The 15,756-nt window shown below is 67.8% G+C and carries 13 protein-coding genes and 1 tRNA gene; 5 read left to right on the top strand and 9 right to left on the bottom strand.

Translation table 11 applies throughout. From position 1 onward, the window contains the following. Positions 1-98: 98 nt before the first annotated feature. The 4 genes from ACIRRA_RS00950 to ACIRRA_RS00935 all read right to left on the bottom strand — a co-directional run bounded on the left by ACIRRA_RS00950 (position 99) and on the right by ACIRRA_RS00935 (position 4,872). Positions 99-1,274, bottom strand: coding sequence for an alkane 1-monooxygenase (locus tag ACIRRA_RS00950; protein ID WP_402761344.1), 1,176 nt, complete (start codon positions 1,272-1,274; stop codon positions 99-101). Positions 1,275-1,504: 230 nt separating this feature from the next. Then, the gene (locus ACIRRA_RS00945; RefSeq protein ID WP_402761342.1) at positions 1,505-3,007 is read right to left on the bottom strand and encodes a lipase family protein; all 1,503 of its coding nucleotides are present in this window, start codon (positions 3,005-3,007) and stop codon (positions 1,505-1,507) included. 81 nt (positions 3,008-3,088) lie between these two features. Continuing rightward, a tRNA-Arg gene (locus ACIRRA_RS00940) sits at positions 3,089-3,161 on the bottom strand. A 241-nt stretch (positions 3,162-3,402) separates the two neighbouring features. Beyond that, positions 3,403-4,872 carry a flavin-containing monooxygenase gene (locus ACIRRA_RS00935; RefSeq protein WP_402761339.1) on the bottom strand — a complete coding sequence of 490 codons (1,470 nt, stop codon included), beginning with the start codon at positions 4,870-4,872 and terminating at the stop codon, positions 3,403-3,405. A 543-nt stretch (positions 4,873-5,415) separates the two neighbouring features. Here ACIRRA_RS00935 and ACIRRA_RS00930 point away from each other — a divergent pair. After that, positions 5,416-7,053 (top strand): long-chain fatty acid--CoA ligase, encoded by a 1,638-nt coding sequence (locus ACIRRA_RS00930; protein WP_402761337.1) that lies wholly within the window; start codon positions 5,416-5,418, stop codon positions 7,051-7,053. Positions 7,054-7,128: 75 nt separating this feature from the next. Here ACIRRA_RS00930 and ACIRRA_RS00925 read toward each other — a convergent pair whose 3' ends face one another. Together ACIRRA_RS00925 and ACIRRA_RS00920 are read right to left on the bottom strand one after the other, a co-directional pair. Continuing rightward, on the bottom strand, positions 7,129-7,509 hold the full coding sequence (locus ACIRRA_RS00925) for a YybH family protein (RefSeq protein WP_402761334.1): 381 nt from the start codon (positions 7,507-7,509) through the stop codon (positions 7,129-7,131). Between the two features lie 112 nt (positions 7,510-7,621). After that, the gene (locus ACIRRA_RS00920) at positions 7,622-7,957 is read right to left on the bottom strand and encodes a cupin domain-containing protein (RefSeq protein ID WP_402761331.1); all 336 of its coding nucleotides are present in this window, start codon (positions 7,955-7,957) and stop codon (positions 7,622-7,624) included. 71 nt (positions 7,958-8,028) lie between these two features. Here ACIRRA_RS00920 and ACIRRA_RS00915 point away from each other — a divergent pair, with 71 nt between their 5' ends. Further along, on the top strand, positions 8,029-8,964 hold the full coding sequence (locus ACIRRA_RS00915; RefSeq protein WP_402761328.1) for a helix-turn-helix domain-containing protein: 936 nt from the start codon (positions 8,029-8,031) through the stop codon (positions 8,962-8,964). A gap of 20 nt (positions 8,965-8,984) precedes the next feature. On the opposite strand, the gene ACIRRA_RS00910 is transcribed toward ACIRRA_RS00915, so the two are convergent. Next, positions 8,985-9,794: a class I SAM-dependent methyltransferase gene (locus tag ACIRRA_RS00910; RefSeq protein ID WP_402761325.1), complete on the bottom strand. Its 810-nt coding sequence runs from the start codon at positions 9,792-9,794 to the stop codon at positions 8,985-8,987. Positions 9,795-10,012: 218 nt separating this feature from the next. Here ACIRRA_RS00910 and ACIRRA_RS00905 point away from each other — a divergent pair, with 218 nt between their 5' ends. Continuing rightward, positions 10,013-11,632: an acyl-CoA synthetase gene (locus tag ACIRRA_RS00905; protein ID WP_402761323.1), complete on the top strand. Its 1,620-nt coding sequence runs from the start codon at positions 10,013-10,015 to the stop codon at positions 11,630-11,632. Between the two features lie 99 nt (positions 11,633-11,731). Beyond that, positions 11,732-13,138, top strand: coding sequence for a serine/threonine-protein kinase (locus ACIRRA_RS00900; protein ID WP_402761320.1), 1,407 nt, complete (start codon positions 11,732-11,734; stop codon positions 13,136-13,138). Positions 13,139-13,212: 74 nt separating this feature from the next. Here the strand turns inward: ACIRRA_RS00900 and ACIRRA_RS00895 are convergent, their stop codons facing one another. Both ACIRRA_RS00895 and ACIRRA_RS00890 read right to left on the bottom strand, forming a co-directional pair. Continuing rightward, a complete protein-coding gene (locus ACIRRA_RS00895; protein WP_354830660.1) occupies positions 13,213-13,605 on the bottom strand; it encodes an SCO5389 family protein in 393 nt (130 codons plus the stop codon). A gap of 57 nt (positions 13,606-13,662) precedes the next feature. Beyond that, positions 13,663-14,706 (bottom strand): nitronate monooxygenase, encoded by a 1,044-nt coding sequence (locus ACIRRA_RS00890; protein WP_402761316.1) that lies wholly within the window; start codon positions 14,704-14,706, stop codon positions 13,663-13,665. Positions 14,707-14,904: 198 nt separating this feature from the next. Between ACIRRA_RS00890 and ACIRRA_RS00885 the strand changes: the two genes are divergently transcribed. Then, positions 14,905-15,744 (top strand): peptidoglycan DD-metalloendopeptidase family protein, encoded by an 840-nt coding sequence (locus ACIRRA_RS00885; RefSeq protein WP_402761313.1) that lies wholly within the window; start codon positions 14,905-14,907, stop codon positions 15,742-15,744. Positions 15,745-15,756: the final 12 nt, after the last annotated feature.

Here is a 15,756-nt window from a genome sequence, read left to right as displayed (position 1 = left end):
GCTCCGACGCCGACCGATCGAATCCGTCAGCCACGCCACACCGTCGGGCAGTCCCGGCTGTGCGGGGGCTCTCGCGGTTGTGGCGTGTCGGCCATTGATCAGCTCTTATCCTTCGTCGATATTCGACGCAGGCGCAAAGGTCCCACGAAGCGGTGCCTGGGTTCTGGTTTGGTGTTCACGAGCGAGAGATCGCCGCCGTAGTGGGCCAGGACGCGATGGTCCATGACGGCACGCCAGAGCGGGGGAACGACGGCGAGCAGGATCATGGTGGCGTAGCCGGCCGGGAGCTGTGGTGCCTGTTGCGAGCTGCGCAAGGTTTGGTAGCGGCGACCGGGATTGGCGTGGTGGTCGCTGTGGCGCTGCAGGTGGAACAGGAATACGTTCGTGACCAGGCGGTCGCTGTTCCAGCTGTCGCGCGGGGAGCACCGTGCGTAATTGCCGTTGGCGTGGCGCGGACGTAGCAGTCCGTAGTGCTCGACGTAATTGACCGTTTCCAGCAGCCCCGCACCCAGCGCCGCCTGCAACACCAGAAACGGAATCACCTCCAGGCCGAAGATCAGGATCAGGGTGCCCCACAACGCGACACTCATCGACCACGCCTGTAACAGCTGATTGTGTCGACTGAACCAGCGTCTTCGTTTGCGGGATAGTCGTTCTCGCTCCAGATCCAGCGCCGAGCGGAAGCCTCCGACCATGCTGCGCGGCAGAAACTCCCACAGTGACTCACCGAATCGGGCGCTGGCCGGATCCTCGGGCGTCGCCACGCGCACATGATGACCGCGGTTGTGTTCGACGAAGAAATGCCCGTAACACGATTGCGCCAGCGCGACTTTCGCCATCCAGCGTTCCAGGTGCTCGACCCGGTGCCCCAGCTCATGAGCGGCATTGATACCGATGCCCGACATGAACCCGAGCGTCACGGCCAAACCGAGCTTGTCGGACACGCTGAGCTCGGGACTTGCCCACAAATATCCCGCTACGAACAGCCCGATGAACTGTAGCGGCAGAAAGAGATACGTACACCATCGGTAGAACCGGTCATCGGACAACGACTGGTAGTCCTCGTCGCGTGGGTTGCTCCCATCGTCCCCTATGGACAGATCCAGCAGTGGGATCACGACCAGCACGATGACCGGACCGATCCACCAGAATATCGGGAGCCCCGTGTGGGCTACCAATTGTGACGGCAGTACAGCGCATGAGGGAGCGATCAGCCCCAGAATCCAGAGGTACCGTTTGGGGTCACGCGCCTTCGAATCCTGAAATATCGACATGTGTGCCTCGGTGATCGAACAGAAAAGCACTCGGTCGTGAGAACGAACAGCCGAAATCGTGGGCCCAAACCTGTCGATACAGGCTAGCGGTTTCCGCTGCCACTTCTGGCCGAACTGCGGAAAATACGGACTGACCGGGCAATTCGACATGATGCTCGAATGCGCGATGCCCGGCAGTCGGGTCGGCTCGAGCACCCGATCCCGGGCATCATGGACCGAATGTCACAGGCTCAGGGCAGTGCCCCGCAGTTGTTCGGAGCGGGCAAGCCGGCGAGCCGATCGGTCAGCCACTGCTGCGAGGCCGCCAGCGATGGAAAGAAGGCCATCACATGGGTGCCCACCAGACCTGAGATGGTGGGGATCTCCGCGTTCGAATCCAGTTGGACGGGTACGCCGCTGCCGCACCAACCGGCAGCCATCTCCCGCACCGGCACGTAGGGCACTCCCTCGTCGTTCATGGCCGAGGCGGTGAGGATCGGCACCGACGGGGTGAGCATGCCGATGCGCTGTTCGTCGAAGGCCGATTTCAGCTCGGGGTTCCGATCGATGACCGCGGTGAGCGGTTCGCCGCTGGTGGTCCATTCGGAGGTGTGCGGATGGTCCTGGGCCAGGCTGGCCGGGACGGCGCATTTGCCCAGAGCGTCGGCCAGGATCGCCTTACCGGTGTCATTGAGCTCGGCGTCGAGTATCGGGCGAGTCTTCGGGTAGTCGGCGGTGATGCCATTGAGAAGCCAGGCGAAAGCCTGCGCCATGGCGGCCCGTCCTTCGTTGTATCCGATGAAGTATTCGTCGTCGACCACCGGACCGCCCACATAGGCGCCGCGTACATTCAGCTCGGGAGCGTACCTCGACTGCAGTTCGGCCGCGCCCGCGGAGGCCATGCCGCCCTGCGAGTATCCGTAGAGAGCGACCGGCGTGCCGGGGTTGAGGCCGGTGCCGGGCAATTGCAGTGCCGCGCGCGCCGCATCCAGCAGCGCGTAGGCCTGTGCCTTGCGGTTGAGGTAGTCATGCACGTAGGGGGTGCCGAGGCCGTGGTAGTCGGTCACCACCACCGCCATTCCGCGGGAGAGCAGCGTATACAGCGCCACCAGGTCGTATTCGAACACGATGTCCGTGGGAGGCTGATATTCCACGACCTGCGTCATCAATTTCGACGACGCGCATTGACTACCCTGGCCCTTGGTACCGCCCGCGTACGCGATCAGCGGGCGCTCGCCGGGGCCGGTCCACGGCACGCTCGGCTGCAGGTACGTGCCGACCACCGCGGTCGGCGCATCGTGGGTATCGCTGCTGACGTACATCATTCGCGTCGCGGCGGCCGGAATGACGCCGGGCATTCCGGGTGCGGAGAAGGCCACCTGTGCCGGTTCGGCGCGCACGATGGCTCCCGGTGTGGGTGGTAGCGGCGGCGGCAGGTAGAAATCGTCGCTCGCCGCGAATAGTTCCGCTCTAGCGAGTAGCGCCGAGTTCATGGCGCCCCCTCCAACCATGATGAGGGTTCCTGCCAAAGCTGCGGCCAATCCAAGCAGTCGCCTCCGCACTTTTAGATCCTTCCTGCGATTGTGAGGGACCCAGAGCATCTCGAATCGGGTATTGAGGTTATACGCAGGGCTATCGGTTTCTTGTGAATCAGCGGAAGAAACGCCGAACTCGCGTCCGCCCACCGCGACTCGACCGCGTCTTTTCGAGATCACCCGTCGTGTCGGCGTTGCCAAGCGCTCGGAGATGTCCATGAATGACCTGTGCGCCCTGCGAGATTGGGAACGCATTGGGCACAGAGGTACATGTAGCAAGCATTTACGTAGGTAGGGGTGTGCCCTCGGCAGGATTCGAACCTGCGACACCCGCTTTAGGAGAGCGGTGCTCTATCCCCTGAGCTACGAGGGCTGGACGTGCCGGGCGGGAGGCCCGGACGGGACGTCGGGGAGTCTACCTGGTTGGGCAGCCGGGGGCCGCATTCATGGGCGGGGGCGGTGAGGTGGGCTGGTCAGTGGGGGCATTGGCGGGGACGCGGGGTTGGCCGGCCCGGGGGCGGCGGTTCCGAATCTTGCCCGGGAGTGCCGGGTGGACCGCGGCTCGTGCTGTCACCGTGGAGCGGGTTCGGCGCGGCCGCCGCGGACGGGAGTCGCTATCGCCCGGTGGCCCGGCCCTCGTTGTAGTCGGACGCGGTGAATCTGCTTGTCTTCCAGCGGAACAGGAGGGTGGCGCCGGGCCAGTTGTTGGTGATTCGGCCCGAGGCGTTGCGGTACCAGCTGGAGCAGAGGTTCCAGGGGGTGTCCTTCAGCCGGCGCTGCAGCCAGTCGTCCCAGGACTGTTCGGCGTCGGGACGGGGCGAGAGGAATTGGCCGGGGCGGGCGGAGAGGTAGTCGATGACCTGGCGGATGTAGCGGGCCTGGGACTCCAGCATGTAGATGATGGAGCCGGAGCCGACGTTGGTGTTCGGGCCGTACATCATGAACAGGTTGGGGAAGCCGGGGACCGACATGCCGAGGAAGGCGCGGGCGCCCTCCGGTGACCATTCGTCGGCGAGCTTGCGGCCTTGCAGGCCATAGATATTCATGGGGGCGAGGAACTCGGTGCCCTTGAAGCCGGTGCCGTAGACGATGACGTCGACGGGATGCTCGACTCCGTCGGCGGTGCGAATTCCGTTGGGCGTCACCGCTTCGATGGCGGCAGTCTCCACCGTGACATTGTCGCGGGTCAGTGCGGGGAAGTACTCGTTGGAGAACAGGCCGCGCTTGCAGCCGGCGGCGTAGTCCGGAGTCAGCTTGGCGCGCAACGCCTCATCGGGCACCTGCTTGTTGCGGTGCCGGTCCGCGACGGTGATCACCGGGTGCTTGATGGCAGGAATGTCGGTGAGCGCCAACGCCATTACCTCGAAGAACGTCCAGATGGCGAATCGCTCGGCCAGCCGTGTCCCGGGTACGTACTTGAACAGCGCGTGGTGCAGCGGGGTGTACTCGGTGTCGAACTTGGGCAGCACCCAGGCGGCCGAGCGCTGGAACAGCGTGAGGTGTTCGACCTTCGGCTGGATGGCCGGAATGTATTGGATGGCACTGGCTCCCGTGCCGATGCACGCCACCCGCTTGCCCGTCAGATCGACCGAGTGATCCCACTCGGCGGAGTGGAAGGCCGCGCCCGTGAAGGTGTCGATACCGGGGAGGTTCGGCATCGCGGGGCGGGAGAGCTGCCCGACGGCGGGGATGAGAACGTCGGCGAGGCGGGTGGCGCCGTCGGCGGTGCGGACCCGCCACAGGCCGCCCTGCTCGTCGAATTCGGCATCCACCACCTCGGCGCCGAACTCGATCTTGGACGGCAGGTCGTGCTTCTCGGCGACGGTGCGCATGTACGCGTGGATATCGGCCTGCTGCGAGAACCGGCGTGGCCAATCGGATTTCGGCTCGAACGACCACGAGTACAGCGGCGAGGGCACATCGCAGGCGGCGCCCGGGTAGGTGTTCTCGCGCCAGACGCCGCCGAGATCGGCGGCCTTCTCCAGGATGGTGAAGTTGGTCAGGCCGTGGCGTTGCAATTCCAGCGCCATGCCCAGCCCGGCGAATCCGGCACCGATGATCAGAATGGATGGCTCTCGCTGCATACCGGCAACGGTAGGGCGTATTCCCGCTGGTCCTGCAGACATCGCCGGACAGTGAATCCGTATTTTCGGTCACGCCGGGTGGGTGAGCCCGGATTCACCCCCGGCAATCATGGGAAGGCATCCCTCACGGCCCGCTGTCCGAGTCAGTGAGCGCCGTCTGACCTGCGACGCCGTCCTCGACTGGACAGCCCGGTGTCACACTCAATATATTCACGGAAGTTCTTGCTCCAATTTACTTGTCCTGGTTAGTGATTGGCTATTCTGCGCCGCCGCAGGGGGCGTCGTCAGCAGGTCACGGCGCTGATCAGGATTGCGGAGCCGGCTGGTCGTCGTGTTGGGCGGCGGCGGGTCGGTTGCGGGCTGCGGGCGGCGAGAGTGGGGTTCGCCGCCCGCAGCCCGAATATTTCGCCAGCTCACCGGGCCCGGACTGAGGTCACCATGCCGTCAGTTCGGGCCCTGAACCGTGTATGTCCGAATCGGCTAGGCTCGCCGCAAGTGACTCAGTTCACTCTCCAGTAGGTACATGCAAGGAGCGGTTGGGAAATGTTGAGCACCATGCAGGACGAGCAGCTGTCACTCGCGACACTGCTGCGCTATGCCTCCACCTTCCAGGGCGACAGCCATGTCTCCACCTGGACCGGCGACGGCTTACGCACCCAGACCTATCGCGAGATCGGCCAGGACGCGGCCCGGCTCGCCAATGCCCTGCGTGACCTGGGCATCGGCGTCGGTGACCGGGTCGGCACGTTCATGTGGAACAACAACGAGCACATGGTCGCCTACATCGCGGTGCCCGCGATGGGCGCGGTGCTGCACGCGCTGAACATCCGGCTCTTCCCCGAGCAGCTGGTGTACGTGGCCAACCACGCCGAGGACCAGGTCGTCATCGTGGACGGCTCGCTGCTGCCCATGTTCGCGCAGTACCTGCCGAACCTGAAGACGGTGCGCCACGTCATCGTCGCCAATGGCGATGCCGCCGCGCTGCAGGCCCCCGAGGGAGTCACCGTGCACTCCTACCGGGAGCTGCTCGACGCCCAGTCCGACGCCTACGACTACCCGGTCATCGACGAGCGTTCCGCCGCCGGTATGTGCTACACCTCCGGCACCACCGGCGACCCCAAGGGCGTCGTCTACTCGCACCGCTCGAACTGGCTGCACGCCATGCAGGTGATCTCGCCCAACGGCATGGGCTTCACCGCGGCCGACACCGTGCTGGCCATCGTGCCGCTGTTCCACGCCAATGCCTGGGGCATTCCGTACGCCGCGCTCATGTCGGGCGCGAATGTGCTCATGCCGGACCGTTTCCTGCAGCCCGCACCGCTGCTGGAGATGATGGCCGAGGCGAAGCCGACCTTCGCCGCCGCGGTGCCGACCATCTGGGGCGGCGTGCTGGCCGGGCTGCAGGCGCAGCCGCAGGACATCTCGCACCTGCGCACCTGTGTGGTCGGCGGCGCGGCGGTCCCGCCGTCGATGATGCGGGCCTTCCAGGAGCGGCACGGCGTGAAGCTGTTGCACGCCTGGGGCATGACCGAGACCTCCCCGCTGGGTTCGGTGGCGCACCCGCCCGCCGGCGCCGAGGGCGAGGAGGCCTGGAGCTACCGCTACACCCAGGGCCGCTTCCCGGCCGGTGTGCAGGCGCGCCTGGTCGGCGATGACGGTTCGGTGCTGCCGAACAACGGAGAAGCCCTGGGCGAGTTGGAAGTTCGCGGCCCGTGGATCACCGGCGCCTACTACTCGCCATCGGGCGGCGAGGTCGATCCCGACAAGTTCCACGACGGCTGGCTGCGCACCGGCGACGTCGGCAAGATCAGCCCGAATGGCTACCTCACCCTGGTCGACCGCTCCAAGGACGTCATCAAGTCCGGCGGCGAATGGATTTCGTCGGTGGACCTGGAGAACGCCGTCATGGGTCACCCGGCCGTGGCCGAGGCCGCCGTCATCGGCATCCCGGATGCGAAGTGGGACGAGCGCCCCCTGGTCGCCATCGTCCTGGTCGAGGGCACCGAGGCCAAACCCGAAGAGCTGCGGGACTTCCTGGCGCCCAAGTTCGCCAAGTGGCAGCTGCCCGAGCACTGGTGCTTCATCGCCGAGGTCCCCAAGACCAGCGTTGGCAAGTTCGACAAGAAGCGCCTGCGCGCCCAGCACGCCGACGGCTCGCTGACCGTCGTCACGCTGTCCTGACCCACCCGGGTGCGCCCTCGGCACGAGGGCGCACCCGCCGGTCTGCGCTGGGAATGTGCGCTGTGCCGCAGCGCTTCACGCCGTCCCGAGCGGATTCAGGACGGCGAATCGCCATTCCCCGTTCTGGAGCTGCCGAGCGATATTCGCGGTGGTGCCGGTAGGGGAGACCCGCGTGCCGTCGGGCGCGTCGATCTCCAGGGTCCAGTTGGTGACCAGCAATGCTGTGTCACCGCCGATCAGCAGATGCTTGCTGTTGTTGGTGAGCTGTCCGCGGGCGGCGACCGTGCCGCTGATCTCCTGACGTAGGGCGTCCGCGCCGGAAATGACGGCTCCGGTGGTGGTGCGCATGGTCGCGCCCGGGGCGAAGAGCGACAGCACACCCTCCACGTCGCCCGCGTTCAGACGTTCCTCGAAAACCCTTGGCAGCTGGGCGGGATCGGTGATCTGGGTGGCCATGACCTGGTCCTTTCGTGGTCGGATCGACACCTTCCATGCTGGTGCGCGGTGGGGTCCGGGGCGAGGTCGAAAGGCGACGTGTCATGGTCAGAAGTGGACAATCGCGGTTCGGCTAGCCCTCCGGGTAGAAGACGAACAGGGTGCAGCCGGTGACGGTCGAGGGGACGTGCCAGGAACCGGCGGGGGCGTGCAGGAAGGACCCGGCGGGGTAGTCGCGCGCGCCGTCGTTGAAGACGCCCGAAACCACGTACACCTCTTCGGGACCGGGCTCATGGATGTCGCGACCGTGCCAGGAGGCGTTCGGGTCCAGCTCGACGACATTGGCGCTCGCGCCGTTCGGCCCCGTCCAGAGGGTGCGCACCCGGATGCCCGGGAAGATCTCACGCACAGGGGATTCCGTGACGGAGGCCGAGGTGTAGCCAGGCTGGGTGAGGATTTCGGAAGTCATGCCGACCACAGTGCCGTGCGCAGCATGGGCGGCACAGTGTCGGAAAAGACGTTATAGGGTATTTTTCTGCCATGCATCGCGTGACGGCTCTGGTGCGGCCGGTCCAGTCGACCTTCGAGCTCGGCTGTGCCGCAGAGGTATTCGGCACCGAACGGGAAGGCGTGCCGAACCACTACGAATTCCGGGTGTGCACCGAGACGCCGGGGCTGGTGCCCACGACGGCCGGGTACTCGCTGGAGGTGGCGCACGGGCTTGCGGCGCTGGCCTCCACCGACACTGTGATAATTCCGGGCTGGACGCCGGTGGAGGCGCCGCTCTCCGATCGCGTGCGTCGCGCGCTGCTGCGGGCGCACGGCCGCGGTGCTCGAATCGTCACGATCTGCCAGGGGGTATTCGCCCTGGCGCGCACCGGATTACTGGACGGCAGGGCCGCCACCACGCACTGGGCGCGCGCCGACCAGCTGCAGGCGGAGTTTCCCCGGATTCACGTGCAGCCGGACGTCCTCTACGTCGACCACGGCGACGTCGCCACCAGCGCCGGTGCCGGCGCGGGCATCGATCTGTGCCTGCATCTGGTCCGCCGCGATCACGGTGCCGCGCACGCCGCACTGCTCGCCCGGCACATGGTGATGCCGCCGCACCGTGAAGGCGGCCAGACCCAATATGCGCCGACGCCCCCGCCCTCCGACATGCTGGACGGCCTGCTCGATTGGGTGGAGGGCCGGCTCGGTTCCCCACTCTCGGTGCGCGACATGGCCGCTCATCTCAATATCTCGCCCCGCACGCTGGCCCGCCGCTTCGACGATCAACTCGGCACGAGTCCGGGTGCGTGGTTGCTCGCGCGCCGGGTGGCGGCGGCCCGCACGCTGCTCGAGGACACGGACCTGCCCGTGGACGCCATCGCGACCCGCGTCGGTCTCGCCTCGGCGGTGAACCTGCGCCGCCGTTTCCGTGCGCAGGTGGGAACGACTCCGGGCGGGTACCGGAGGGCCTTCCGGGTCTCGTGAGCGTCCGGTGTCGCCGCGGGCTAGACGTCCTTGACCGCGGACAGGCCGTAGAGCACCGGGATGATGGGGTCGGTGGGAGGGAGCCGCCACCAGCCGGTTTCGGTCCGGATCATCTGGGGCCAGCGGGGCCACGGGAGCGTGTGGGTCTCGGTGAGGCCGGTGATGCGCAGGCCCGCCGCGAGCAGGGCGTTGATGACTTCGCCGAGGCCGTGACGCCATTCGTAGGCGGTGGTGTCGGTGCTGAGGTCGGGGCCGTCGGTGTAGGTGTGGATGCTGTCGCGGCGCTGGGCGCCGCGGCCGGCGAGGTAATCGTCGTGCAGCACAAGCTGTCCCGGGTCGACACCGGGTGGCGGGGTGGGGCCGAGAGCGTGCAGCAGCGGATGGAATTCCACCAGGTAGAGCAGGCCGCCCGGGCGCAGCAGGCCGGCGATTTCGCGGGCCCAGCGGGGCAGGTCGGGGAGATAGCAGAGGGCGCCCTTGCCGGTGTAGGCGATGTCGAAGGTGCGCTCGCCCAGGGCTTCCCGCGCCTGGTAGACGTCCGCGCAGACGTAGTCGACCGCGCCCCCGGCCAGTTCGCGAGCGTGCCGCACCGATTCGGTCGAGAAGTCCAGGCCCACCGCGCGGGCCCCGCGCCGCGCGAATTCGATTGTCTCCGTGCCCAGATGGCATTGCAGGTGCACCACGTCGAGGTCGCGCACGTCGCCGAGGGCGTCCCATTCGAACGGCGCGAACCAGTAGCTGGAATCCCGATCGCGGTAGAAGCTGCTGGCGGCGTGAATGCCCGCCCGGGCATCCCAGTTCCGCCGGTTCGCCGACAACGGATCTGTCACGGTCGCCACTATAGGCACGACGCGAACTCCAGTGCCGGAGCTTGCGGCGGAGTGGTTCCGGTCGCGGCACCGGGTCCGTACCGTTGGTTCGAGGGCAGATGCCCGCAATCTGCAGGGGTGGACGAGGAGGTCCGGGTGGAATCGACACGCGCGCACGCCGCACGGCTGGTCACGGCAAGGAAGCTACTGCCGATCACGCAGGCCGGGGGTGGCCGCGTATGACGCTCGGGCTGATCAGGTCGGTGGGGGAGCGGGCCTATCTGGAGGCGGAGTCGGCGCGGCTGGTGCTGGAGGCCGGGCTGGCCCGGCTGGAATCACCGGTGGTGCTGCTGTCGGCGGCCACGGCCATGCTGCGCTACGGCACGCTGGCGGCGGGGCTGCGGCTGTCGGCGGCCCGGTACGGCGGGCGGGTCGCGGTCATCGACGAGCTGGGCGAGCTGACCTTCGCCGAACTGGAGGACCGGTCGAATCGGCTGGCCAACGCCTGGCGCGAGCGCGGCCTGAAACCCCATGAGGGCGTGGCGATCCTGGCCCGCAATCACCGCGGCCTGCTGGACGCGATCTTCGCCGCCGCCAAGTGCGGGGCCCGGATCATCCTGCTCAATACCGATTTCGCGGGCCCGCAGATTCGCGATGTCGCCACTCGTGAGGGCACCGACCTGCTCGTCTACGACGACGAGTACGCGCACATGCTCGACGAGGTGAGCCCCCGGCGTGGCAGTTACCGGGCCTGGACCGAGCAGCCGCGGGAGGACAGCCTCGAATTCCTCATCGAGACCGGCTCGCCCGCCGCGCCGCCCGCGCCCGGCGCGGAACCCAAGATCATCCTGCTGACCAGTGGCACCACCGGCACCCCCAAGGGCGCGCCGCGCACCGAGCCGAAATCCCTGCTGCCGCTGGGCGGTCTGCTGTCCAAGGTCCCGTTCCGGGTGAACGAGGTGGCCGAGTGCTGCGCCCCCATGTTCCACACGCTCGGATTCGCCTGCGCCATGCTGACTCTCGGTTTCGGCTCCACCCTGGTGATCCGCCGCCGCTTCGACCCGCAGGCCGCCATCGACTCCATGGCACGGCACCGGGCCACCACGGCGATCGTCGTCCCGGTCATGCTGGCCCGCATGATCGACCTGGGCGGCCGTGCGCTCACCGGGCACGATCTGTCCGCGCTGCGCATCATTTTCGTCGCGGGCTCCCAGCTGGGTGCGCACCTGTGCCGGGAGGTGACGGCGGTCTTCGGGCCGGTCGTCTACAACCTGTACGGCTCGACGGAGGTCGCCTACGCCACCATCGCCACGCCCGAGGACCTGGCCGAGGAGCCCGGTTGCGTGGGCCGGCCGGTGCTGGGGGCCCGGGTGGAGATCCTCGACGATCGGGGCCGCCGGGTACCGGCCGGGGCCACCGGCCGTATCTTCGTCGGGAACACCATCCAGTTCGAGGGCTACACCGGCGGCGGTCACAAGGAGATCATCCGCGGCCTCATGTCCTCCGGCGATGTCGGCCACATCGACAGCGCGGGCAGGCTTTTCATCGACGGCCGCGACGACGACATGATCGTCTCCGGTGGCGAGAACGTCTTCCCGGTGGAGGTCGAGGAGCTGCTCTGCACCCACCCGTCGGTGCGGGAGGCGGCCGTCCTCGGCGTCCCCGACGAGCAATTCGGTGCGCGCCTCAGGGCTTTCGTGGTCGTCCACGCCGGCCACCAGCTCACCGAGCTCGAGATCAAGGACTTCGTGAAGGCCAATCTGGCCCGCTACAAGGTCCCCCGCGAGGTGGTCTTCCTGGCCGAACTACCCCGCAACCCGACCGGCAAGGTGCTCAAGCGCAAGCTCCAGGAGGCCTGAACCGACAGCGATTCGGCGGGATTCGGCAGCGTGTGTTTCCCCGCCCGGGGTCGTATGCTGGGCACCTCGCAGTACGCGGTGGAGCATGGGGGAGGGCAGGTGCCGGGGGCAGGCAATCTCGGCCATTATCGACTCGTCGAGCTGATCGGGCGGGGCGGCATGGGCCAGGTGTGGCTGGCCGAGGACACGCATCTCGAACGGGAAGTCGCACTGAAGCTGCTCCCCGTCGAGCTCGCCGCCGACGAGGACTATCGGCGGCGGTTCGAACGCGAGGCGCGGCTGGCCGCGCGGCTGCGCGGACCGCATGTGGTGCCCATCCACGCCTTCGGCGAACTGGACGGCCGCCTGTACATCGACATGGCGCTGATCGAAGGCTCGGATCTGGGCGAGATCCTGCGCGAGGTGGGCTCGCTCCGGCCCGACCGCGCGGTCGACCTCATCACCCAGATCGCCGAAGCCCTCGACATCGCGCACCGGGCGGGCCTGGTGCACCGGGATGTGAAGCCCTCCAACGTGCTGACCCTCCCCAACGGCTTCGCCTACCTCATCGACTTCGGCATCGCCCGCGGCGTCGGCCAGGCCACTATCACCAGTACCGGTGTGGCAGTGGGCACCTGGGCCTACATGGCGCCCGAGCGCTACTCCGGCACCGAGGACCTCCGCTCCGACGTCTACTCCCTCGCCTGCCTGCTCTACGAAATCCTCACCGGCGTGAAGCCTTTCGCCCACACCGATCCGGTCCAGCAGATGGCCGCCCACCTCACCGCCGACCCGCCCCGGCCGAGCGATCGCAACCCACTCGTCCCCGCCGCTCTCGATGCCGTCATCGTCCGCGGTCTCGCCAAGGACCCGGCCCACCGGTTCCCCAGCGCGGGAGCGCTGGCCACCGCCGCCCGCGCGGCCCTGGAATCTGCCCCGGCACCGCGCCCCGGCGCGGTCCGCCGGGCGGACCCGACGGCGAAATGGGATGGTGGCGAACCCGTTTCGAGCTATGGCTCCGCGCCCGCGCCGCGGTACCCGGCCTACACGCCGCCCCCGGTCCGGAACGCTGGTGCTTCGCCCTACAACCACATCCCGGCCGGGGCCACACCCCCGCCCGGCGGCCTGTCCTGGCCCGCGACACCACCGCCCATCGGAATGACACCACCGCCGAGCGGAATATCGTCGGCCGCAATGCCTCCAGCCGCCGGAATGCCAGGGGGTCAGGTGCCGGGCGGCGTGGGGTATGTATCGCCCTATGCGGCGGGATATGCCGAGATTGTCGGAAATTCGGTGGAGCGGCCGCGGATTCGGCCGTGGCAGCCCGTGTGGTGGGTGGTGCTGGCGCTCTGCCTTCTGTTCTTCGCGGTGATGACCGTCGGAGTGGTGGCGGTGACCTTTACCGACGGGTTCGGCGACGGGCTGACCACGGTGGTCGCCTATCTGTTCTTCGTCGGGCCGTTCTTCGCGTTCGCGGCGCTGGCGGCGCGGGAGATCCGGAAGTTCCGTGCGGTGCGCCGGCGCTAGAACACGGAGATTCGGCGTGACCGGGTCGCGGTCGCGCCGAATCGGGCTGTGCACTCAGTAGTTTCGAAGTGCGCTCAGCAGTTCCGGAGTTCCGGGCTCTGGTTGAGCAGCTGGGCGCGGGTGGAGATGAAAGTGGTGTAGGTGTCGCCGCCGACCGAGGTGAGCGGGAAGGCCGCCACCCGGTGACAGTTCTGGAAGGCGAGCTTGATGCCGAAGTGGCGTTCCAGGCCGCCGCGGATGGCGTCGGAGGCCATGGCGCGCAACAGCTGGCCGCGGGCGGTCTCATCCGGCGGGGGAATGGTGTTGTCGGCGTATTCCGCCGTGCCGGAACGCAGATCGGCGGCTACCCGGCTGACGACCTCGTAGGCGTAGGGCAGCGAATTACGGACGCATTCGACGAACTCTGCGTCGCTGACTTCACCGCGTTCGGCGCGCTCGAGTAGTGCGGTGGGTACGTCGAGTGACATGTCGCTCTCCTCATGGGATGGCGGAAGGTGTCAGCCGATTCTAAACGGAAAACGTTGTCAATAACTCTGGATTCGCAGCGAAAGTGCCCGTTGCAGAGCATTTCTCGCATCCGCCGACAGCGCGCGGACCAGGTCGCCCGCTGGTAGCTCGGGAGTCAGCGAATGCGCCTGACCTGCCCAGAGATTCACCGCGTCGGCATTGCCGGCCGCTCGCGCGGCCGCCCGCAAAGGCCCCGTGGCGTAATGGATCTCGGGGTAGGCGACAGGAGCGTCCAGGTGTTCCACCATGAACCGGTTGCGCAGCCCGCGCGCCCGTCGCCCGGTGAAGGCGCGGGTCAGCATGGTCGGCGTCGCGGCGGTGACGGCCTCCCGGGCCAGCGGCGCGGTCCCGGCCTCGGGGCAGCGCAGGAACGCGGTGCCCAGCTGCGCCGCCGCCGCACCCGCGCACAGCACGCCCGCGACGGCCGCCCCGGTCGCGAGGCCGCCCGCCGCCACGACGGGCGTGTCCACCTCGGCGCGCAGCAGTTGCAGCAGGGGCAGCAGGCCCAGTGGATCGGTGAGGTCCTCGGCCGGATCGTCGACGAAGACGCCGCGGTGCCCGCCCGCCTCCGCGCCCTGTGCGATCAGCACGTCCGCGCCCGCGGCCACCGCTTGCCGGGCCTCGGCCACGGTCGTGACCGTCACCCACACCTCGGACCCGGCCGCGTGCAGGCGCGCGATCTCCCCGGCGGTCGGGCAGCCGAAGGTGCTGGACACCACCGGCACCGGATCGGCGATCAGCAGGTCCAGCTTGGCGGCCCAGTCGTCGCTGTCGTAGCGGGCCTCGCCGACCGGGAACTCGGCCGCCAGCGTCCGTATATATGTATCGAACCGATCAGTCGGACTCGGTTCGGACGGATAGAACAGATTGACCCCGAACGCTCCGGAGGTCAGTGTCCGCGTGGCCTTGATTCGCGCGGCCAGTTCGCCCGCGGGCAGGTATCCGGCGGCAACGAAGCCCAGCCCGCCGGCCTCGGTCACGGCGGCGGCCAGTTCGGGGGTGGACGGTCCGCCCGCCATGGGGGCAAGAACGATCGGCGTATCCAACTCGTCGAGAACCATCTCGCAATTGTGCGCTTTCGGTTACGGTTTGTGATCAAGGGTTCGAGCACTCGACCTGGCGTTATCGCACAAAAGGTTGCGAATTGGTCACGGGCGAGTACTGTTTCCATCACAGCGATGCCGAATCGTTACCGGACCCACCGAGCGCTAGGACTTGCAGTGCCGCATCATCGAACGACCGCGAACTCTGTCACAGTCATGGATCTGCTGGGTGATTCCGGTGTGGGCCACACCGGCACCATCTCGCGCCGCCGCCACCGGGCCGAACCCTCCACCGCCGAGCGAGTGAAGACCGCCGCGGGTGTGGCCGTCGCCGCCGGCGCCCTGATCGGCACCGGAACGCAGCTGGTCCCGGCCCTGGCGCACGCCGCGCCGCTGCTACCCACGCACGACGAGAAGCCCGCCACCATCGGCGAGGACGTCGCCCCGGTCGAGCAGGCCGACCTCGATCTGAAGCAGGCCAAGGACTCCGCCCCCGCGGCGCAGACCCCGCAGGCCCAGCCGATCGCGGCCGCCACGCCCGACCCGGCCCCGTTCGGCCTGCAGAACCTGCCGCCGGAGATCTCCGCGCCGCTGCAGCAGGCCGAGCAGACCCTCAAGAACCTCCAGCAGCAGCTGAACCCGGGCCCGAACGTGGTCAAGCCGGTCGACGGCCAGCTCACCTCCGGCTTCGGCATGCGCTGGGGCGCAATGCATTACGGCATCGACTTCGCCGACCCGATCGGCACGCCGATCCACTCGGTCATGGGCGGCGAGGTCATCTCCGCCGGCCCCGCCTCCGGCTTCGGCCTCTGGGTGCGCGTCAAGCAGGACGACGGCACCACCGCGGTCTACGGTCACGTCAACGACATGTACGTGACCGTCGGCCAACGGGTGAACACCGGCGATGTCATCGCCTCCGTGGGAAACCGCGGAAACTCCACAGGTCCCCATCTGCACCTCGAGATCTGGGACGCCGCCGACAACAAGATGGATCCGCTGCCATGGCTAGCCAGCAAGGGCGTTCTCATGCAGCAGCAGTGGGGACCGGACCAGTAGACCGTTCACCGC

Source organism: Nocardia sp. NPDC101769 (genome assembly GCF_044766925.1).
Lineage (GTDB): Bacteria > Actinomycetota > Actinomycetes > Mycobacteriales > Mycobacteriaceae > Nocardia.
This window is presented reverse-complemented; position numbering and strand designations above follow the sequence as displayed.